This window comes from Caulobacter sp. BE254, from assembly GCF_031457295.1.
Lineage (GTDB): Bacteria > Pseudomonadota > Alphaproteobacteria > Caulobacterales > Caulobacteraceae > Caulobacter.
The window spans coordinates 479568-500408 of record NZ_JAVDWJ010000001.1 but is presented as its reverse complement, the minus strand read 5'-3'; the positions used below and the strand labels follow the sequence as shown (position 1 = coordinate 500408).

The following is a 20841-nucleotide window of genomic DNA, read 5'->3' as shown; positions in this document are numbered from 1 at the left end:
GCCCGCGCCATGAACCCTTCGCGTCCTTTCATCCAGCGGCCCGTCGCCACGGCGCTGTTCATGGCGGCCATCGTCCTGGCCGGCCTGGTCGGCTTCCGGCTGCTGCCGCTGTCGGCGCTGCCGCAGGTCGACTATCCGACGATCCAGATCCAGACCCTCTATCCGGGCGCCAGTCCCGAGGTGATGAGCCAGACGGTCACCGCGCCGCTGGAACGCCAGCTGGGCGAGATGGCGGGCCTGGCGCGGATGAGCTCGGTCAGCACGGCCGGGGCCTCGATCATCACCCTGCAGTTCAATCTGGGAGAGAGCCTGGACGTCTCCGAACAGGAGGTGCAGGCGGCGATCAACGGGGCCAACAGCCTGCTGCCGGCCGACCTGCCGGCCCCGCCGGTCTACGCCAAGGTCAATCCGGCGGACGCCCCGGTCCTGACCCTGGCGGTGACCTCCGACACCCTGCCGTTGACGCAGGTTCAGAACCTGGTCAATACCCGCCTGGCCCAGAAGATCAGCCAGGTGTCGGGCGTGGGCCTGGTCACCCTCAGCGGCGGCCAGCGTCCGGCCATCCGCATCCAGGCCGACACCCAGGCCATGGCCTCGTACGGCGTCACCCTGGCCAACGTGCAGAGCGCGATCGGCAGCGCCAACGCCAACAGCGCCAAGGGCAGCTTCGACGGGCCGACCCGCGCCTACACGATCAACGCCAACGACCAGTTGCTGACCGTCGACGACTATTCGAACCTGATTGTCAGCTACAAGAACAGCGCCCCGATCCGGCTGCGCGACATCGCCCAGGTCGTGCAGAGCGCCGAGAACACCCGCCTTGGAGCGTGGGCCAACGAAACCCCGGCGATCATCGTCAACGTCCAGCGCCAGCCGGGCGCCAACGTCATCAAGACCGTCGACGCCATCAAGGCCAAGTTGCCGGAGCTGGAGGCGGGCCTGCCGGCCACCCTCGAGGTCAAGGTGCTGGCCGACCGCACCACCGGCATCCGCGGCTCGGTCCACCATGTGGAGATGGAGCTGCTGCTGGCCGTGGTGATGGTCGTGGTGGTGATCTTCTTCTTCCTGCACAGCCTGCGCGCCACCCTGATCGCCGGCCTGGCCGTGCCGATCTCGCTGATCGGCTCGTGCGGGGTGATGTACCTGATGGGCTTCTCGCTGAACAACCTCAGCCTGATGGCCCTGACCATCGCGACGGGGTTCGTGGTCGACGACGCCATCGTGATGATCGAGAACATCAGTCGGCACCTGGAAAAGGGCGTCAAGCCGATGGCGGCCGCCCTGCAGGGCGCGCGCGAGATCGGCTTTACGATCATCTCGCTGACCGTGTCGCTGATCGCCGTGCTGATCCCGCTGCTGTTCATGGGCGACGTGGTCGGGCGGCTGTTCCGCGAATTCGCCATCACCCTGGCGATCACCATCCTGATCTCGGCCGTGGTCTCGCTGACCCTGACGCCGATGCTGTCGGCCCGTTGGCTGAAGCCGCAGGGCGAGGGCGAGGGCCACGAGCGCCCGGGCCGCATCGCCCGCAAGTCGCAGGCGGTGTTCGAGCGGGTGGAGCACCATTACGAGCGTGGGCTGAACTGGGTGCTGGAGCGGCAGAAGGCCACCCTGGTCGTGGCCGTGGCGACCTTCGCCCTGACCGTCTTTCTGTACCTGATCATTCCCAAGGGCCTGTTCCCGACCCAGGACACCGGCCAGCTGCAGGCCCGCACCGAGGTTGAGCAGTCGGTCTCCTACGACCGCATGGCCGGCCTGCAGCAGCAGGCGGCCAAGGCGATCCTAGACGACCCGGCGGTGGAGAGCCTCAGCTCGTTCATCGGCGTCGACGGCGCCAACAATGCGATGCTCCACACCGGCCAGATGCTGATCAACCTGAAGGCCGACCGCAGCGGCTCGCAGGAGAAGATCATGCAGCGGCTGCGCGACCGCGTGGCCGCCGTGCCGGGCGTGCACCTCTACCTGCAGCCCACCCAGGACCTGACCATCGACGCCGAGACCGGCCCGACCCTCTACCGCCTGTCGCTGGAGGGGGCCGACACCGCCACGGTCAAGGAATGGGCCGGCAAACTGGCCGCTCGCCTGGCCAGCGTGAAGTCGGTGCGCAACGTCTATAGCGACGCCGACGCCACCGGGGCGGCGGCCTATGTCGACATCGACCGCGACACCGCCGCTCGTCTTTCGATCACGGCGTCGGACATTGACGATGCGTTGTACAGCGCGTTCGGCCAGCGGATCGTCTCGACGATCTTCACCGAGACCAACCAGTACCGGGTGATCCTGGAAGCCAAGCCCGGCCTGCTGACCGCGCCGCAATCGCTGGGCCTGCTGAACCTGAAGACCGGCGGCGGCCAGCCCACCCCGTTGTCGGCGATCTCGACCATCAAGGAACAGACCGCCCCGCTGCAGGTGACCCACGTCTCGCAGTTTCCGGCCACCACGATCGGCTTCGACACCGCGCCGGGCGTCTCGCTGGGCAAGGCGGTCGACGACATCCGCGCGGCGATGAAGGACATCGGCATGCCGACGGCGGTCACCCACACCTTCTTGGGGGCGGCGGGAGCCTACGAGAACTCGCTGAGCAACCAGCTGTGGTTGATCCTGGCGGCGGTGGTCTGCGTCTACATCGTGCTGGGCGTGCTCTACGAGAGCTACATCCACCCGCTGACCATCCTGTCGACCCTGCCATCGGCCGGCGTCGGGGCGCTGCTGGCCCTGTGGATCACCGGCAACGACCTGGGCGTGATCGGGATCATCGGCATCATCCTGCTGATCGGCATCGTCAAGAAGAACGCGATCATGATGATCGACTTCGCCATCGACGCGCAGCGCAACGAGGGCAAGAGCCCGCGCGACGCCATCTTCCAGGCCGCCATCCTGCGCTTCCGCCCGATCCTGATGACCACCCTGGCGGCCCTGTTCGCGGCCATCCCGCTGATGCTGAGCTTCGGCGAGGGCGGCGAGCTGCGCCGGCCGCTAGGCATCGCCATCTTCGGCGGCCTGCTGGTCAGCCAGCTGCTGACCATGTTCACCACGCCGGTGATCTACCTGGCCTTCGACCGCCTGGCTCCCGCCGACCGGGGCATGCGCCGCGAGCACGACGACCATGTCGCGCCAGATAGGATCGATCCCGAGCCGGTCCCGGGGGCGCCCTCGTGAACCTGTCGGCGCCCTTCATCAAGCGGCCGGTGGCCACGGTCCTGCTGACCATCGGCCTGGCCCTGGCCGGCATCGCGGCCTTCTTCGTGCTGCCGGTCTCGCCCCTGCCGCAGGTGGACTATCCGACCATCTCGGTCTCGGCCAACCTGTCGGGCGCCAGTCCCGAGACCATGGCCTCCAGCGTCGCGACCCCGCTGGAGCGGCGGCTGGGCGTGATCCCCGGCGTCACCGAGATGACCTCGCAGAGCAACACCGGCTCGGCCCGGGTGACCCTGCAGTTCGACCTCAACCGCAACATCGACGGCGCCGCCCGCGAGGTGCAGGCCGCCATCAACGCCGCCCGCTCGGACCTGCCGGCCACGCTGCGCAGCAATCCCAGCTACCGCAAGCAGAACCCGTCCGACGCCCCGGTGATCATCCTGGCCCTGACCAGCGAGACCAAGACCCCGGGCCAGATCTACGACGCGGTGTCCAACATCGTGGCCCAACGACTGTCGCAGGTGACCGGGGTGGGCGACGTCGAGATCGGCGGGGGCTCGTTGCCGGCCGTGCGGGTGTCGGCCAATCCGTTCCTGCTCAACAAGTACGGCATCTCGCTGGAGGACGTGCGCGCCGCGGTCCAGTCGGCCAACGCCAACCGTCCCAAGGGCCAGGTCGAGGGCGCGGGGCGGCGGTTCCAGGTCTATACCAGCCCCGGCGGGCGCAAGGCGGCCGACTATGCCGGCCTGGTCGTGGCCTGGCGCGGCGACGCGCCGGTGCGGCTCAAGGATGTGGCCGACGTCACCGACAGCGTCGCCGACACCCGAACCCTGGGCCTGTTCAACGGCAAGCCGGCGATCATCATCCTGGTCACCCGCCAGCCGGGGGCCAACATCATCCAGACCGTCGACAGCGTCCGCGCCACCCTGCCGGAACTGCGCGCCCAGCTGCCCGGCGACATCAACGTGGCGGTGGCCAGCGACAGCACCAACTCGATCCGCGCCTCGCTGCACGAGATCGAGGTGACTCTGCTGATCTCGATCGTGCTGGTGGTTCTGGTGGTCAGCGCCTTCCTGCGCAGCGCCCGGGCCACCTTCATCCCGGCGGCGGCGACCATCGTCTCGCTGCTGGGCACGTTCGGGGTGATGTACCTGCTGGGCTTCTCGCTGAACAACCTGAGCCTGATGGCCATCACAGTGGCGACGGGCTTCGTGGTCGACGACGCCATCGTGGTGCTGGAGAACACCGCCCGCCACATCGAAAAGGGCATGGACCACTTCCAGGCCGCCCTGCTGGGCGCGCGCGAGGTGGGGTTCACGGTGCTGTCGATCAGCATCTCGCTGGTGGCGGTGTTCATCCCGCTGCTGTTCATGGGCGGCCAGGTGGGGCGGCTGTTCCGCGAGTTCGCCGTCACCCTGTCGGCGGCGGTGATGATCTCGCTGGTCATCTCGCTGACCACCACGCCGATGATGTGCGCCTATCTGCTGCGCCCGCCTAAGGAAGGCCGCAAGGAGGGGCGGGTCGCCCGCGCGTTCGAGTCCGGCTTCGACCGTATCCACCGCGCCTACGAGCACAGCCTGGACTGGGCCCTGGCCGCCAAGCCGCTGGTGCTGCTGATCCTGGTGGTGGTGATCGCCATGACCGCCTGGCTCTATGTCGCCGTGCCCAAGGGCTTCTTTCCCCAGCAAGACAGCGGCCAGATCCAGGCCGGGCTGCGCGCCGACCAGAGCGTGTCGTTCCACGTCATGCAGGCCAAGCTGCGCCAGGTGGTCGACATCATCCGCAAGGACCCGGCCGTCGACACGGTGGTCGGCTTCACCGGCGGCGCCCGGGCCGGCGGCGGCTTCATGTTCGTCAATCTCAAGCCGCTGGGCGACGGGCCCGACGACCGCAAGGAGAAGGGCTCAGCGGTGATCAACCGCCTGCGGCCGCAGCTGCAGAGGGTGACCGGCATCAGCGTCTTCCTCAACCCCGTCCAGGACGTGCGGATGGGTGGGCGGCAGAGCAATTCGACCTACCAGTACACCCTGACCAGCGACTCCAGCGACGCGCTGAAGGCCTGGGCGCCCAAGCTGGCCGAGGCGATGAAGGCCCGGTCCGACGTGATGACCGACGTCGACAGCGACCAGTCCGAGAACGGCGTCGAGACCTTCGTCACCATCGACCGCGACAGCGCCTCGCGCATGGGTGTCACGCCGCGGGCCGTCGACAATGCCCTCTACAACGCCTTCGGCCAGCGCCAGATCGCCACGATCTACGAGGACATCAACCAGTACGCCGTGATCCTGGAGTGGGACCGGCGGTTCTCGCGGGGGCCGGAAGCGCTGGACGACGTCTATGTGCCGACCACCAGCGGGACCAGCGGCGGGGCGACGTCCAGCGGCGCGGCGGTCAATCCGGGCCTGCGCGACGCCTCGACCGGCGCGGCCCTGAACACTGCGCAGACGCCGATGACGCCGCTGACGGCGATCTCCAGCGTCGCCCAGGCCGCCACCCCGACCTCGATCAACCACCAGAACGGCGAGCTGGCCACGACGATCTCGTTCAACCTGGCCGACGGCGTCTCGCTCAGCGACGCCCAGGCCGCCATCAAGCAGGCCGAGGCCGACATCGCCCTGCCGACCAATGTCCGTGGCAGTTTCCAGGGCAGCGCCCGCAGCGCCCAGGACCAAAACAAGCAGCAGCCGTTCCTGGTGGCCGCCGCCATCGTGGCGATCTACATCGTGCTGGGCATCCTCTACGAAAGCTACGTCCACCCGCTGACCGTGCTGTCGACCCTGCCGGCGGCCGGGGTCGGGGCGATGCTGGCCCTGCTGGTGTTCAAGATGGAATTCTCGGTGATCGCCCTGATCGGGGTGTTCCTGCTGCTGGGCATCGTCAAGAAGAACGCCATCCTGATCATCGACTTCGCCCTGGAGGCCCAGCGGTCGCGCGGACTGACGGCCCTGGAGGCGGTGCGCGAGGCCAGTCTGCTGCGCTTCCGGCCGATCCTGATGACCACCCTGGCCGCCGCCCTGGGCGCCTTGCCGCTGGCCATCGGCTTCGGCGAGGGGGCCGAGCTGCGCCGGCCGCTGGGGATCACCATCATCGGCGGCCTGATCGCCAGCCAGCTGCTGACCCTGATCACCACCCCGGTGGTCTATGTCTATCTCGACCGCTTGCGGGGCAAGGCGCGCGACGAGCGCTACCTGGCCCACATGCCCTCCGCGCCGGAGCCCGTCTGATGCCTCACCTCAAGCGCCTTGGCCTCAAGTCCCTCGCGCTCGCCGGCGCCGCGCTGATCCTGCTGTCCGCCTGCACCGTCGGACCCGCCTATCAGCGGCCGGAGGTCACAGCCTCGACCGCCGCCCTGCCGGCGACCTACAAGGCCCTGGAGGGCTGGAAGGTCGCCACGCCCGGCGACCTGATCGACCGCGGCGACTGGTGGACCCTGCTGGGCGATCCCCAGCTGGACGCCCTGGTCGCCCGGGTCAACGTCTCCAACCAGACCATCGCCGCGGCCGAGGCCAGCTACCGCCAGGCTCGCGCCCTGGTGCGCGAGCAGCGGGCCAGCCTGTTCCCGACCATCGACCTATCAGGCTCGGCGACCAAAACCGGCGGTTCCGGCTCGACCACTTCGAGCTCTGGCGGTTCGAGCCGCGGCCAACGTTACCAGGCCAGCATCGGCGCCAGCTGGGAGCCGGACCTGTGGGGCCGCATCCGCCAGGGGATCAACGGCGCCAAGGCCTCGGAACAGGCCAGCGCCGCCGACCTGGCCGGCGCCCGCCTGTCGATGCAGGGCGAATTGGCCGTCAACTATCTGGGCCTGCGCCAGGCCGACGCCGAGATCGCCCTGGTGACCAGAACGGTCGAGGGCTACCAGCGCAGCCTGCAGATCACCCAGAACCGCTATGCGGCGGCCATCGCGCCGAAGTCGGACGTGCTGCAGGCCACCACCCAGTTGGCCGGGGCCCAGGCCGACCTCGAAAGCCTGCGCCAGACCCGCGCCGCCTACGAGAACGCCATCGCCACCCTGGTGGGCGAGCCGGCCAGTGGCTTCCGCCTGGCCGCCGATCCGGCCTGGAGCGCCCGCGTGCCCGAAATCCCGGCCGGCGTGCCCTCCACCCTGCTGGAGCGCCGGCCGGACATCGCCGGCGCCGAGCGTCGGGTCGCCGCCGCCAACGCCGACATTGGCGTGGTCCGGGCTGCGTTCTTCCCGACCATCGGCCTCAGCGCCAATGGCGCGACCAGCGGCTCGGCCTTGGGCGACCTGTTCTCGGCCTCGGCCAACACCTGGTCGCTGGGCCTGACCGCCGCCCAGACCCTGTTCGACGCCGGCGCGCGCAAGGCGCGGGTGGAGCAGGCGAGGGCGTCGTACGACGCTTCGGTCGCCGACTACCGCCAGACCGCCCTGGCCGCCTTCGAGGACGTGGAGAACCAACTGACCGCCGCCCAGGTGCTGGAGCGTCGCTACGCCCTGCTGAAGACCAGCTCGGACGCCGCCGACCAGACCGAGCAGATGTTGCTCAACCAGTACAAGGCCGGGCAGGTGGCCTATACCGACGTGGTGACGGCCCAGGCCTCGGCCCTGTCGGCGCGGCGGGCGCTGCTCACCGCCGCCGTGGCCCGGCAGACCACGGCCGTGGCCCTGATCCAGGCGCTGGGCGGTGGATGGAAGCCCCAGGCCTAGACATCCGGGAGCGCGCCTCGCGGCGCCTGTGGCGTCTTGCCTGCTCGTTTGGCGCCGCTATTTCAGGCTAGACTGTGCAAATACCAGGCTGATCGAGCAACTCCGACCGCGATGAACCTTCGCCGCTCCCACCCGTCGCCGGACGGCCTTAGGGCGAAGGGCATGCGCGTCCTCGTCATCGATCCCGATCCCGCGCGCGCCGCCCTCGTGGCCGAGGGGCTCGCCGGCGTGCAGCCGCTGGAGGTGCGCCGCGCGGCCGTGTTCGACGAGCGCGAGGCCGCGGCCTTCGCCCCCGACGTGGTGGTGATCGCCGCCGACAGCCCCGACCGCGACACGCTGGAAAGCCTGCGCGAAGCCGGCCAGCACAATCCGCGTCCGGTGGTGATGTTCGTCGACCGCTCCGAGCCGGGCCTGGCCGAACAGGCCGTTCGCGCCGGGGTCGCGGCCTATGTGGTCGACGGGCTGGCGCCGAGTCGGGTGCGCTCGATCCTGGACGTGGCCATGAGCCGCTTCGCCCTGACCCAGCAGTTGCATGGCGACCTCGCCAAGGCCAAGGCCGACCTGGAATCGCGCAAGACCGTCGAACGGGCCAAGGGGCTGCTGATGAAGGAGCGGGGCCTGGACGAGGACGGCGCCTATCGGCTGCTGCGTAAATTGGCCATGGACCGCGGCAAGCCGATCGGCCAGATCGCCGCCGACCTGCTGGCCTTCGCCGGCGTGCTGAAGGGCGACGCCTCGTGAGCGGACTGGCCGACCTGACGCTGGGCTTCATCCCCCTGACCGACTGCGCGCCTCTGGTGGTGGCCAAGGCGCAGGGCTTCTTCGCCGAGGAGGGGCTGGAGGTGGCGCTAAGCCGCGAGGCCTCGTGGGCGACGATCCGCGACAAGGTCGCCTTCGGCGCGCTGGACGGCGCCCACATGCTGGCCCCGATGGCCCTGGCCCCCATGGGTCTGGAGGGCGGATCGATGCTGGCCCCGCTGGCCCTGAACCAGAACGGCAGCGCCATCACCGTCTCGACCCGGCTGGCGGCGATGATGAGCGAGGCCGACCCCGGCGCCCTGGCCGCGCCGCTGGTCACGGCCCAGGCCCTGGCGGCCGTGGTCGCGCTGCGGCGCGGGCAGGGCGCCCCGCCGCTGACCTTCGCCGTCGTCTTCCCCCATTCGATGCACAACTATTTCCTGCGCTACTGGCTGGCCCAGGCGGGGATCGATCCCGACCGCGACGTGCGCCTGGTGGTCACGCCGCCGCCGCGGATGGTCGAGCACCTGCGCTCGGGCGAGATCGACGGCTTCTGCGTCGGCGCGCCATGGAACGCCGCCGCCGTCGACGAGGGCCTGGGCGAGTCGCTGATCAAGGCCTCGCAGTTCTGGCCGGGCGGCCCGGACAAGGTGTTCGGCGTCACCGCCGCCTGGGCCGCCAGCCATGGCGATGAGTTGCGCGCGGCCCTGCGCGCCCTGATCCGCGCGGCGGCCTGGGCCGACGAACCGGGCAATCACGCCGAACTGGTGGCCCTGCTGTCGCGGCCGGACCATGTGGGCGTCGAGCCCGAGATCGTGGCCCGGGCCCTGAAGTCCGAGATCGTCTTCCACCGCGACGCCGCCGGGCTGCCCCGGCGCGAGCACGCCCTGTGGTTCCTGTCGCAGATGGTACGCTGGGGGCAGGTCGGGCCGGACCTGGACCTAGCCGCCGTCGCCGACCGCGTCTATCGCCCCGACCTGTTCCGCGATGCGGCGCTGTCGCTGGGGCCGGTGGTCGAGCCTGCCCAGGTGTTCGCCGACGCGGCGCCCGCGCCCTCGGCCCTGTTCGACGGCGCACTGTTCGATCCGGCCGACGCGCGCGGCTACGCGGCGTCGTTCGCGGTGGGGCGGGCTTCCTAACGCTCCGTCGTCATCCCGGAAAGCGCGCGGCGCTTGTCCGAGGTCCAGGTGAATCGCCCCCGTCTTAGCCCAGCCTTCTGAGTCTTCCGGGAGGCGAAGGAGACGATCTGCCGGCCGGCTGAACCTGTTCCCGCTCATCGGTTCCTATGCATTCTGCTCATCCTTCGAGCAGTGCGGCCGCCTATTTGCTGAGCAACTGGACGATGTGGTCCGGATCGCGCCGCATCGCAGCATGGCGCGTGACTTCGTCCGCCTTCCGCGCCTTCACTAGGGTCAGGCCTCCGGACAACGACGTTCGTGGCTGCCAGAGACGACCGCTCGGATGCGGTCACCCGCCTGGGGCGCTCGCGTCCCGCTCTCGCAGACACCTACATCCGAGGCGCACCATGATCTCGCGTGATTTCCTGAAGGCCGGCCACACGCCGACCCTGTTCGCCGCCTTCCTGTATTTCGACCTCAGCTTCATGGTCTGGGTGATCCTGGGCCCGCTGGGCGTGGCCATCGCCAAGGACTTCCACCTCGATCCCGCCCAGAAGGGCCTGATGGTCGCCATCCCGGTCCTGGCCGGCGCGCTGCTGCGCCTGGTCAATGGGGTGCTGGTCGACCGCATCGGCCCCAAGAAGACCGGGATGATGGGGCAGCTGATCGTGCTGACCGGCCTGGTCCTGGCCTGGTTCCTGGGCATCCACAACTATCACCAGGTGCTGGCCCTGGGCCTGGTGCTGGGCGTGGCCGGCGCCTCGTTCGCCGTCGCCCTGCCGCTGGCCTCGCGCTGGTATCCGCAGGAGCACCAGGGCCTGGCCCTGGGCATCGCCGGCGCGGGAAATTCGGGCACGGCCCTGGCCGCCCTGTTCGCGCCGATCCTGGCCAAGACCTTCGGCTGGCAGAACGTGATCGGCCTGGCGGCCATCCCCCTGGCCTTGGCCTTCGTCGTCTACATGCTGCTGGCCAAGGACGCCCCCGAACAGCCCGCCCCCAAGAAGCTGGCCGAGTACCTGGACGTGCTGAAGGTTCCGGACGCCTGGTGGCTGATGCTGCTCTACGCAGTCACCTTCGGCGGCTTCGTCGGCCTGGCCTCCTCCCTGACCATCTATTTCAACGCCGAATACGGCCTCTCGCCGGTGGTCGCGGGCTTCTTCACCGCCGCCTGCGTGTTCGCCGGATCGTTCGTCCGTCCGGTCGGCGGGGCCCTGGCCGACCGCTTCGGCGGCGTGCGGACCCTGAGCTTCGTCTTCGCCCTGGCCGCCGCCGGCCTGGCCGTCGCCAGCTTCCAGATGCCTTCGGCCTATGTCGCCCTGGCGGTGCTGATGTTCTCCATGCTGGCCCTCGGCGCCGGCAACGGCGCTGTGTTCCAGCTGGCGCCCCAGCGGTTCCGCAAGGAGATCGGCGTCATGACCGGCCTGATCGGCATGACCGGCGGCGTCGGCGGCTTCTACCTGGCCTCCAGCCTGGGCATGGCCAAGAAGATGACCGGCTCCTACCAGATCGGCTTCCTCGGCTTCGCGGCCCTGGCGGTGTTCGCCCTGGTGGCCCTGCACAGCCTGAAGGCCCGCTGGCGCGCCGTCTGGCCGACCCTGCACGGCGACTCCGCCGCGCCGGTCCGCGTCTGATCCTTTTCCCAGTGAGCAAAACCATGACCAAGGAAAAGCTGGTCGTCATCGGCAACGGCATGGCCGGTTGCCGGGCGGTCGAGGAAGTCCTCAAGCGCGATCCCGACCGCTACGAGATCGCCATCTTCGGGACCGAGCCGCGGGTGAACTACAACCGCATCATGCTGTCGCCGGTGCTGGCGGGGGAGAAGTCCTTCGCCGACATCGTGATCAACGACGAGGCCTGGTACGCCGACAACGGCATCGCCCTGCATGCCGGGCGGGCCGTCACGGCGGTCGACCTGGAAGGCCGCAAGGTGGTCGCCGAGGGCGGGCTGGAAGTTTCCTACGACAAGCTGATCCTGGCCACTGGCTCCGATCCGTTCCGCCTGCCGCTGCCGGGCATCGACCTGAAGGGCGTGGTCACCTTCCGCGACCTGGATGACGTCGACGCCATGGTCGCCGCCTCCGGAAAGCCGGGCGCGAAGGCCGTGGTCATCGGCGGCGGCCTGCTGGGCCTGGAAGCCGCCTACGGTCTGGCCCGGCGCGGCATGTCCGCCACGGTCGTCCACCTGATGGACGTCCTGATGGAGCGCCAGCTGGACGAAAGCGCCGGCTTCCTGTTGCGCGAAGCCCTGCTCGAGCGCGGCGTCGAGACGGTGATGGGGGCCCACTCCGAGGAGATCGTCGGCGAGAACGGCCAGGTCACGGGCCTCAAGCTCAAGGACGGCCGCACCCTGCCATGCGACCTGCTGGTCATGGCCGTGGGCATCAAGCCCAACGCCGCCCTGGCCCGCGCCGCCGGCCTGGCCGTCAATCGCGGCGTGGTCGTCGACGACGCCATGCGCACCTCCGATCCGGCGGTGTTCGCGGTCGGCGAATGCGCCGAGCACCGGGGCAACTGCTACGGCCTGGTCGCGCCGATCTGGGAGATGTGCCGCTCGCTGGCCGAGTCGATGACCGACGGGGAGGGAGCCTACGAGGGCTCGGTCCTGTCGACCCGTCTGAAGGTCTCAGGCGTCGACGTGTTCTCGGCCGGAAAGTTCTCGGGCGGCGAAGGCTGCGAGGACATCGTGTTCCGCGACGCCGGCCGCGGCGTCTACAAGCGCGTGGTCATCGAGGACGGCAAGGTGGCCGGCGCGGTGCTGTTCGGCGACGCCGCCGACGGCAACTGGTATTTCGACCTGATGCGGGCGGGGACCTCGGTCACCGACATCCGCGAGACCCTGATCTTCGGCCAGGCCATCACGGAAGGGCTGTCCGGCCTGGACCCTAACGCCGCCGTTGCGGCCATGCCCGACACGCAGGAAATCTGCGGCTGCAACGGCGTCTGCAAGGGTTCGATCGTCTCGGCCATCACCACCCAGGGTCTGACGACCCTGGACGACGTGAAGGCGGTCACCAAGGCCTCGGCCTCGTGCGGCTCGTGCACGCCGCTGGTCGAGCAGGTGCTGAAGCTGACCCTGGGCGACGGCTTCAAGGAACAGACCGGCCCCAAGCCGATGTGCAAGTGCACGCATCACCCGCACTCGGACGTCCGCAAAGCCATCGTCGAATACGAGCTGAAGTCCATGCCCGCCGTCATGCAGGCCATGGAATGGACCACGCCCGACGGCTGCTCGTCGTGCCGCCCGGCCCTGAACTACTACCTGCTGTGCGCCTGGCCGTCCGAATATCGCGACGACAAGCAGTCGCGCTACATCAACGAGCGTGTCCACGCCAACATCCAGAAGGACGGCACCTATTCCGTCGTTCCGCGCATGTGGGGCGGCATGACCACCCCCGACGAACTGCGGGCCATCGCCGACGTCGCCGACAAGTTCGCCATTCCGGCGGTCAAGGTCACCGGCGGCCAGCGCATCGACCTGCTAGGCGTCAAGAAGGACGACCTGCCGGCCGTGTGGGCCGACCTCAACGCGGCGGGCATGGTCAGCGGCCACGCCTACGCCAAGGGCCTGCGCACGGTGAAGACCTGCGTCGGCAGCGACTGGTGCCGGTTCGGCACCCAGGACTCCACCGGCCTGGGCATCCGGCTTGAAAAGTTCCTGTGGGGCTCCTGGGCTCCGGCCAAGGTCAAGCTGGCGGTGTCGGGCTGTCCCCGCAACTGCGCCGAGGCCACCTGCAAGGACTTCGGCGTGGTTTGCGTCGACAGCGGCTACGAGATCCACATCGGCGGCGCCGCCGGCCTGCACATCCAGGGCACCCAGGTGCTGACCCGGGTGGCCACCGAGGACGAGGCCGTCTGGGTGATCGCCGCGGCCATGCAGCTGTACCGCGAGGAAGGCTGGTACCTGGAGCGGGTTTACAAGTGGATGGCGCGCGTGGGTCTGGAGAGCATCCAGGCCCAGGTCACCGATCCGGACCAGCGCAAGGCCCTCTACGACCGCTTCGTGTTCTCGCAGCGCTTCGCCCGCATCGACCCGTGGGCCGAGCGCGTGGCCGGCCGCCACACCGAGGAATTCACCCCCATGAGCCGCCGGATGGAGTTCGTCCCCGCATGAACGCGCATGTCAAAGTCCCCGTCTGGGTCGATGTCGGCGCCGTGACGGACGTGCCGCGCCGCGGCGCCCGCCGGGTGCCCAGTCCGCGCGGCGACATCGCCATCTTCCGCACCGGCGACGGCGAGGTGTTCGCCCTGATGGACGCCTGCCCGCACAAGGGCGGGCCGCTGAGCCAGGGCATCGTCCATGGCCGGGCGGTGAGCTGCCCGTTGCATGCCTGGAACATCGACCTGGCTAGCGGCGAGCCGATGGGCGCCGACAAGGGCAAGGGCTGCACGCCGGTGGTGCCGCTGGAGGTCCGCGACGGCCGCCTGCTGCTGAGCCTCCCGATGAGCGTCGACGCCCATGGCTGACGGCTCGGCCGCTCCGCTCGTCAAGACGACCTGCCCCTATTGCGGGGTGGGCTGCGGCGTATCGGGTGCGGTCGGCCAGATGCCGTCAGCGGACAGCCGGGCGCTGTCGGTGGCCGGCGACACGGCCCATCCCGCCAACCTCGGCCGCCTGTGCTCCAAGGGCACGGCGCTGGGCGCGACGGTGGGGCTGGAGGGCCGGCTGCTGGAGCCGACGATCAACGGCAAGGCCGCCAGCTGGGCCGACGCCACGGCCCTGGTCGCCAAGCGGTTCAGGGACACCATCGCCAAGCACGGCCCCGACAGCGTCGCTTTCTACGTCTCGGGCCAATTGCTGACCGAAGACTACTACGTCGCCAACAAGCTGATGAAGGGCTTCATCGGCTCGGGCAATATCGACACCAACAGCCGCCTGTGCATGGCCTCGGCCGTGGCGGCCCACAAGCAGGCGTTCGGCGCCGACCTGGTGCCGGGCTGCTACGAGGACCTGGACCTGGCCGACCTGGTGGTGTTCAGCGGGCATAACGCCGCGTGGACCCATCCGGTGCTGTTCCGGCGCATGGAAGCCGCCAGGGCGCGCGGCCAGAAGCACGTGGTCATCGACCCACGCCGCACCGACACCGCCGAGGGCGCCGACCTGCACCTGGCCATCGCCCCGCAAAGCGACGTGCGGCTATGGAACGGCCTGCTGGCCGACCTGATCCGCCGCGACGCGATCGACCGCGACTACATCGCCGCCCACGTCAACGGCTTCGCCGAGATCGAGGCGGCCCTGGCCGAACTGGACCAGTCGCCCGCCGCCGTGGCCGCCGACTGCGGTGTAGCGCTCGACGATTTGCTGAGCTTCTACAATCTGTTCGCCGACAATCCCAAGGCGGTCAGCCTGTTCTCGATGGGCGCCAACCAGTCGGCCCAGGGCACGGCCAAGGGCCTGTCGATCCTCAATGTTCACCTGGCCACCGGCCGGATCGGCAAGCCGGGCGCCTGCCCGTTCTCGATTACCGGCCAGCCCAACGCCATGGGCGGGCGCGAGACCGGCGGCATGGCCAACACCCTGGCCGGCCATATGGACTTCGCCCCGGCCGACCGCGACCGCGTGGCCCGCTTCTGGGGCGCGCCCGACACCGCCCGCGCCCCGGGTCTGAAGGCCGTCGACATGTTCGAGGCCATCCACGCCGGCAAGATCAAGGCCGTGTGGGTGATGGCCACCAACCCCGCCGTCAGCCTGCCCGACGCCGGCCGGGTGCGCGAGGCCCTGGAGCGCTGCCCGTTCGTGGTAGTGTCCGACTGCGTCGACACCGACACCACCGCCTTCGCCGACGTCAAGCTGCCGGCCCTGGCCTGGGGCGAGAAGGACGGCACCGTCACCAATTCCGAGCGCCGGATCTCGCGCCAGCGGGCGCTGTTCCCCGCGCCGGGCCAGGCGCGCGCCGACTGGCGGATCATGGCCGACGTCGCCCAGGCCATGGGCTTTGACGGCTTCGGCTGGAGCAGCCAGGCCAGCGTGTTCCGCGAATGGGCCCGTCTGACCGCCTACGAGAATACCGATCGCGTTCTGAATCTGGCTGGCCTTTCGGCTTTGACGCCAGAGGCTTACGCCGGACTCCTGCCGGTCCAGTGGCCGGTGGCGGCGGACGGCCGGGGCACGCCGCGGCTGTTCGTGGACGGCCGCTTCCAGACCCCGGACGGCCGCGCCCGCATGGTCCCGACGCGCCCCAAGGGCCCCGCTGACGCGATGGACGCGGCCTATCCGATGTCGCTGAACACCGGCCGCATTCGCGACCAGTGGCACACCATGACCCGCACCGGCCTGGCCCCGGACCTGTGCCGCCACGCCCCCGAGCCGTTCGTCGAGGTCCATCCGGCCGACGCCGAGGCCCTGGGCGTCAAGGACGGTGTCTTGGCCCGGGTGACCACCGTGCGCGGCGAGGCCGTGGCCCTGGCCAAGGTCACCGAGCGCCAGCGGCCCGGCGGCCTGTTCATGCCGATGCACTGGACCGACGCCTTCGCGCCGTCCGGCCGTTCCAATCACCTGATCGCGCCCAATCTCGACCCCATCTCCGGCCAGCCGGAGTTCAAGCACACCCCCGCCCGGCTTCGCCCCTATCGCGAGACCTGGAAGGGCTTCTTCCTCACGCGGGACAGCCTCGCCCTTCCGTCGGGTCTGGACCTCGTCTGGCGGCGCATCCCCCAGGACGCCTGCCAGCAACACGAGTTCGCCGGCCGAGGCGACGAAGTCGAGCGCGCCGCCTTGCGCAAGGCCTTGTCGAAAGGCCTTGTCGGCGAGCTCGTGACCTATGAGGACGCCGCCACCGGCGCGCGACGCGACGCCTGGCTGCGCGACGGCCGGCTGGTCGCGGTCCTGTACATCACCATCAGCGGCCGCCTGCCGCCGCGCGACTGGCTGGCCGAGCTGTTCGCCGAGCCGGAACTGAGTCAGGACGCCCGCTCGGCCCTGCTGTTCGGCCGCCCGCCCGGCGCGCCGGTCGACAAGGGGCCGCTGGTCTGCGCCTGCCTGAAGGTCGGCGCCCGGGCCGTGCAGGTCGCCATCGTCGCCGGGGCCGCCAACCCCGACGCGGTGGGCGCGGCCACCGGGGCGGGGACCAACTGCGGGTCCTGCCGTCCCGAGATCGCCCGGATGATCGCCGCGACCGCCGCCGTTCCCGCCAAGGAGCCCGCCCATGTCTGACGCCGCCCAAGTCCTGCTCGTCGGCGCCGGTCCCGGCCCGGTCGACCTGATGACCGTGCGGGCCGTGCGCGCGGTGGAGAGCGCCCAGGCGCTGCTCTACGACGCCCTGATCAGCGACGAGGCCATAGCCCTGGCCCCGGCCGGCTGCGTGCGCATCCAGACCGGCAAGCGGGCGGGCAAGCCCAGCATGCACCAGGACGAGATCAACCGCCTGATGCTGCGCCTGGCGCGCAAGGGCTTGCGCGTCGTGCGGCTGAAGGGCGGCGACCCCTCGGTGTTCGGCCGGGTGGGCGAGGAGTCGGCCTTCCTGCGCGAGCACGGCGTCTCGGTCGAGGTGGTGCCCGGCGTCACCGCCGCCTGCGCCGCCGCCGCCCAGTTCGGCTTCCCCCTGACCCATCGCGGCGAAGCCCGGCGCGTGGTGTTCACCACGGCGCGGCTGGAGGCCGGAACGCTCAGCGGCGACTGGAGCGCGGCGAGCGATCCGGAGGCGACCCTGGCGGTCTATATGGGCGGCGAGGTGGCCCAGGCCCTGTGCGAGCGGATGATCGCCGCCGGCCGCGCGCCCAGCACTCCGGCGGTGGCTATCGAGCAGGCGGGCGGCGCGAACGCCAGGATCTATCACGGCACGCTGCGGACCCTGCCCGAGCGGCTGACGAGCCACGGCGGCCCGGTGGTCATCGTCGTCGGCGAAGTGGCGGCCCAGGCCCGCGAAAAGGCGGTCGAAGTCGCCGAGGAAGCGTTCCAACGCGCCGCCCTGACCGCCTGACGCCGATCGGCGGTTGACGCGCGGGCCGTTTCGGCCCGCCCATGGGCCATGCCGAACGCAGCACCGACTCAGCAACTGGCTCCGGGCCCCATCGCCCGCGCCCTGGCCAAGGCGCCGCCGTGGGCGTTCGCGCTGTACGGCGGGCTGGCGGCCTTCGCGGCCTATTTCTCGATGTTCGCCTACCGCAAGCCGTTCACGGCGGCCCACTACGACCACATGGCCGGCTGGCCGCTCGCCATCGACTTCAAGGTGGCCCTGGTGATCGCCCAGGTCGCCGGCTACGCCGTGTCGAAGATCATCGGGATCAAGGTGATCTCCGAGATGCGGCCCGAGCGGCGCTGGCTGGCCATCCTGGTCCTGATCGGCGGGGCCGAGCTGTCGCTGCTGGGCCTGAGCCTGGGTCCGGCTGTCGCCGGTCCGCCGGCGCTGTTCGTCAACGGCCTGTGCCTGGGCATGATCTGGGGGCTGGTGTTCGGCTTCGTCGAGGGCCGGCGGCTGTCGGAAGTGCTGGGGGCCATGCTGTGCGCCAGCTTCATCCTGGCCTCCGGCGTGGTGAAGTCGGTGGGCAAGAGCCTGCTGCTGCAGGGCGTCGACGAACGCTGGATGCCGGCCCTGACCGGCCTGCTGTTCACACCGCTGCTGCTGCTGGCCGTGGCGGCCCTGACCCAGCTGCCGCCGCCGTCGCCGGCCGACGAGGCCGCCCGGGTGCGCCGCGCGCCGATGGACGCCAAGGCCCGCGCGGCCATGTTCGCCGCCCACGCGCCGGCCCTGGTGCTGCTGGTGGCGGTCTATGTGCTGCTGACCGCGCTTCGGGACTTCCGCGACAACTTCGCCGCCGAGATCTGGGCCGAGCTGGGCTTCAAGAACGCCGCGGCGATCTTCTCGCTGTCCGAGATCCCCGTCGCGGCCATCGTGCTGGTCGGGCTGGGCGTGCTGAGCCTGGTGCGCGACAACCGCCGGGCGGTCGGCTTCAACTTCGCCTTCGTGGCCCTGGGTTTCGCCTTGCTGGGCGCCGCCACCCTGGGTCGGCAGGTCGGCCTGCTGGGCCCCGTGGCCTGGATGGTCGCCACGGGGGCGGGGATCTACATGGCCTACACCCCGTTCAACGGCATGCTGTTCGACCGGCTGATCGCCGCCACCGGCCAAGTGGGGACGGCGGGGTTCCTGATCTATGTCGCCGACTCCTGCGGCTATGTCGGCAGCGTCTCCCTGCTGCTGGCCCGCTATTTCGCCCACCTGGAGCTGGCCTGGAGCGGCTTCCTGGCCGGCGCGGCCTACGGGACCTCGGTGATCGGCGTCGTCGGGGTGGGGCTGGCCTGGATGCTGCTGCGGTTGCCGAAGGGCGGGGCGGCTCAGGCGCCGCGTCCGATCGCGGCGGAGACGGCCGACTAACCCTCGCCCAGCATCTCGGCCAGCGCCAGGACCGCGGTCCAGCTTCGGCCGGTGATCCGCGCGCCAAGCGTCTTCTCGACCAGGCTGTTGGTCAGCTTCGAGCCGCCGATCCCGTCGGGATAGATCGCGTAGAGCTGGCGGCTTTCGGCGCGCACCTGCTCGCGGCCGCGGATCGCCGCGCGCAGGGCGCCGATCGCCTTCTTGTCCGGCGTGTCCTTCAGGAACAGGGTCATCAGCCAGCCGGGGTCCTGGGCGGCGAATTCTGGGAACGGATTGGCGGCGACCAGGGCGCGCCAGGCATCGGCGGTGCGCACATAGACGTCGGTGCGCAGCGCGAACCGGTCCATCAGGGCGGTCTCGATCTGGGTCTGCAGCTCGGCGCCCGTCTGCTCGCCGCTGGCGAACACCAGGTCGCCGGCCTTGGGTCCGGTGCGGGCATTGGCATGGCCCAGCTCGGTCAGCAGGGCGGTCAGCTCGTCGGCGGTGACCAGACGGTTTCCGGCGGCGTTGACGCCGCGCAGCAGGGCGATGTGGACGGTCATGGTCGGGCCTTTCGAACGAGGCGGTTGTCTAGACCTTCACGACCTCGCCGTCGCGGTTCGATTTAAGCTCCGGCCAGGGCCGCGAAGCCGCGTTCCAGGTCGGCGATCAGGTCGGCCGTGCTCTCCAGTCCGACGTGCAGGCGCAGCAGCGGGCCTTCCAGCTTCACCGGGATGGCGCGGTTCTTCAGCTGCGGGTCGCAGTGGATGGCCAGGCTTTCGTAGCCGCCCCAGGAAAAGCCCAGGCCGAACAGGTCCAGGGCGTCGAGGAAGGCGTGGACGGCCTTCTGCGAGCAGGGCTTCAACACCACGCCGAACAGCCCGCAGGCGCCGGTGAAGTCGCGCTTCCACAGGGCGTGGCCTGGGTCGGTCTCCAGGGCCGGATGCAGCACGCGGGCCACCTCGGGCCGGCCCTGCAGCCAGCGGGCGATCTCCAGCCCCTTGGCCTGGTGGACGGGCAGGCGGGTGGCCAGGGTGCGCAGGCCGCGCAGCACGGTATAGGCGTCGTCGGGCGAGACCGACCAGCCGATGTCCCACATCGCGTCGCCCAGCTGGTTGCCGATCACGTTGTCGGCGGTGGCGGCGCTGCCCATGAACACGTCCGAATGGCCGCCGACATATTTGGTCAGGGCCTGGACGCTGATGGTCACCCCATGGGCCAGGGGCTTGAAGTAGAAGCTGGCCGCCCAGGTGTTGTCGATCATCGTCAGCACGCCGCGGGCGTTGGCGGCCGCGGCGATGGCCGGGATGTCCTGCATCTCGAAGGTCAGCGAGCCGGGAGCCTCCAGCAGGATCATCCGGGTCGCCGACGTGCACAGGGCCATCAGGGCGTCGGGCGACAGGGCCGGGTCATAGTAGGCGGTCTTGACGCCGAACCGGGTCAGCACCCGGTCGCAGAACCGGCGCGTCGGCTTGTAGGCGCTGTCGACCACCAGGATCTCGTCGCCGGCCTTCAGCAGGGCCAGCATGACGCCGGTGATCGCCGCCAGGCCCGACGGATACAGGGTCACGTCGGGCGAGCCCTCCAGCTCGGCCAGGGCCAGCTGCAGGTTGGCCGGCGAGGACAGGCCGGTGATGCCGTAGGTCAGCTGGCTGTCGTCGTACAGCGCGGCGGCGTTGGGCATCAGCACCGTCGAGCCGCGCTGCACCGGCGGATTGACCGTGCGGGCCAGCACCGAGCCGCCCTTGGGCGGGGCGCCCTTGCGGACCAGGCGGGTTTCTTCATCCAGGGGCATGGGACACTCGGGCGGCTACGGCACGCTTTCGTTTAAGGCGCGGGAGCGAGGCGGTTCAAGGCCTCAGTTCTTCCCCCTGTGGGGGAGGTGTCGCCC

Annotated in this window: 13 protein-coding genes; 11 read left to right on the top strand and 2 right to left on the bottom strand. The window is 70.2% G+C overall.

From position 1 onward, the window contains the following. Positions 1 to 9 precede the first annotated feature (9 nt). The 11 genes from J2X41_RS02325 (at position 10) to J2X41_RS02275 (ending at position 18971) form a co-directional block, all read left to right on the top strand. Positions 10 to 3159 (top strand): multidrug efflux RND transporter permease subunit, encoded by a 3150-nt coding sequence (locus tag J2X41_RS02325; protein ID WP_310079291.1) that lies wholly within the window; start codon positions 10 to 12, stop codon positions 3157 to 3159. Next, positions 3156 to 6362, top strand: coding sequence for an efflux RND transporter permease subunit (locus tag J2X41_RS02320; protein ID WP_310079290.1), 3207 nt, complete (start codon positions 3156 to 3158; stop codon positions 6360 to 6362). The genes J2X41_RS02325 and J2X41_RS02320 overlap by 4 nt, the downstream gene beginning before the upstream one ends. Continuing rightward, complete coding sequence (locus J2X41_RS02315; protein ID WP_310079288.1) at positions 6362 to 7807, top strand: efflux transporter outer membrane subunit; 1446 nt, start codon at positions 6362 to 6364, stop codon at positions 7805 to 7807. The genes J2X41_RS02320 and J2X41_RS02315 overlap by 1 nt, the downstream gene beginning before the upstream one ends. Before the next feature lie 162 nt (positions 7808 to 7969). Beyond that, positions 7970 to 8548 carry an ANTAR domain-containing response regulator gene (locus J2X41_RS02310; RefSeq protein WP_028039058.1) on the top strand — a complete coding sequence of 193 codons (579 nt, stop codon included), beginning with the start codon at positions 7970 to 7972 and terminating at the stop codon, positions 8546 to 8548. Next, positions 8545 to 9684 (top strand): CmpA/NrtA family ABC transporter substrate-binding protein, encoded by a 1140-nt coding sequence (locus tag J2X41_RS02305; RefSeq protein ID WP_310079286.1) that lies wholly within the window; start codon positions 8545 to 8547, stop codon positions 9682 to 9684. The genes J2X41_RS02310 and J2X41_RS02305 overlap by 4 nt, the downstream gene beginning before the upstream one ends. Before the next feature lie 386 nt (positions 9685 to 10070). After that, on the top strand, positions 10071 to 11294 hold the full coding sequence (locus J2X41_RS02300; protein ID WP_310079284.1) for a nitrate/nitrite transporter: 1224 nt from the start codon (positions 10071 to 10073) through the stop codon (positions 11292 to 11294). Positions 11295 to 11317: 23 nt separating this feature from the next. Continuing rightward, on the top strand, positions 11318 to 13774 hold the full coding sequence (nirB, locus tag J2X41_RS02295) for a nitrite reductase large subunit NirB (RefSeq protein ID WP_404979860.1): 2457 nt from the start codon (positions 11318 to 11320) through the stop codon (positions 13772 to 13774). Then, positions 13771 to 14127, top strand: a complete 357-nt coding sequence (gene nirD / locus J2X41_RS02290) for a nitrite reductase small subunit NirD (protein ID WP_310079282.1) — start codon at positions 13771 to 13773, stop codon at positions 14125 to 14127. The genes nirB and nirD overlap by 4 nt, the downstream gene beginning before the upstream one ends. Continuing rightward, a complete protein-coding gene (locus J2X41_RS02285; RefSeq protein WP_310079281.1) occupies positions 14120 to 16813 on the top strand; it encodes a molybdopterin-dependent oxidoreductase in 2694 nt (897 codons plus the stop codon). The genes nirD and J2X41_RS02285 overlap by 8 nt, the downstream gene beginning before the upstream one ends. Further along, positions 16806 to 17579, top strand: a complete 774-nt coding sequence (gene cobA / locus J2X41_RS02280) for a uroporphyrinogen-III C-methyltransferase (protein WP_310079279.1) — start codon at positions 16806 to 16808, stop codon at positions 17577 to 17579. The genes J2X41_RS02285 and cobA overlap by 8 nt, the downstream gene beginning before the upstream one ends. A 48-nt stretch (positions 17580 to 17627) precedes the next feature. Beyond that, positions 17628 to 18971 (top strand): DUF5690 family protein, encoded by a 1344-nt coding sequence (locus J2X41_RS02275; protein ID WP_310079278.1) that lies wholly within the window; start codon positions 17628 to 17630, stop codon positions 18969 to 18971. Here the strand turns inward: J2X41_RS02275 and J2X41_RS02270 are convergent. Together J2X41_RS02270 and metC are read right to left on the bottom strand one after the other, a co-directional pair. After that, positions 18968 to 19513, bottom strand: coding sequence for a DUF1697 domain-containing protein (locus J2X41_RS02270; RefSeq protein WP_310079276.1), 546 nt, complete (start codon positions 19511 to 19513; stop codon positions 18968 to 18970). The two genes, J2X41_RS02275 and J2X41_RS02270, sit on opposite strands and share 4 nt — an antisense overlap. 62 nt (positions 19514 to 19575) lie before the next feature. After that, a complete protein-coding gene (gene metC, locus J2X41_RS02265) occupies positions 19576 to 20739 on the bottom strand; it encodes a cystathionine beta-lyase (RefSeq protein WP_310079843.1) in 1164 nt (387 codons plus the stop codon). Positions 20740 to 20841: the final 102 nt, after the last annotated feature.

Coding starts and splice junctions, on each gene's coding strand:
- nirD (WP_310079282.1), top strand. CDS start 13,771: ATGAACGCGCATGTCAAAGTCCCCGTCTGGGTCGATGTCGGCGCCGTG.
- J2X41_RS02300 (WP_310079284.1), top strand. CDS start 10,071: ATGATCTCGCGTGATTTCCTGAAGGCCGGCCACACGCCGACCCTGTTC.
- J2X41_RS02285 (WP_310079281.1), top strand. CDS start 14,120: ATGGCTGACGGCTCGGCCGCTCCGCTCGTCAAGACGACCTGCCCCTAT.
- J2X41_RS02275 (WP_310079278.1), top strand. CDS start 17,628: ATGCCGAACGCAGCACCGACTCAGCAACTGGCTCCGGGCCCCATCGCC.
- nirB (WP_404979860.1), top strand. CDS start 11,318: ATGACCAAGGAAAAGCTGGTCGTCATCGGCAACGGCATGGCCGGTTGC.
- J2X41_RS02310 (WP_028039058.1), top strand. CDS start 7,970: ATGCGCGTCCTCGTCATCGATCCCGATCCCGCGCGCGCCGCCCTCGTG.
- J2X41_RS02270 (WP_310079276.1), bottom strand. CDS start 19,513: ATGACCGTCCACATCGCCCTGCTGCGCGGCGTCAACGCCGCCGGAAAC.
- J2X41_RS02325 (WP_310079291.1), top strand. CDS start 10: ATGAACCCTTCGCGTCCTTTCATCCAGCGGCCCGTCGCCACGGCGCTG.
- cobA (WP_310079279.1), top strand. CDS start 16,806: ATGTCTGACGCCGCCCAAGTCCTGCTCGTCGGCGCCGGTCCCGGCCCG.
- J2X41_RS02315 (WP_310079288.1), top strand. CDS start 6,362: ATGCCTCACCTCAAGCGCCTTGGCCTCAAGTCCCTCGCGCTCGCCGGC.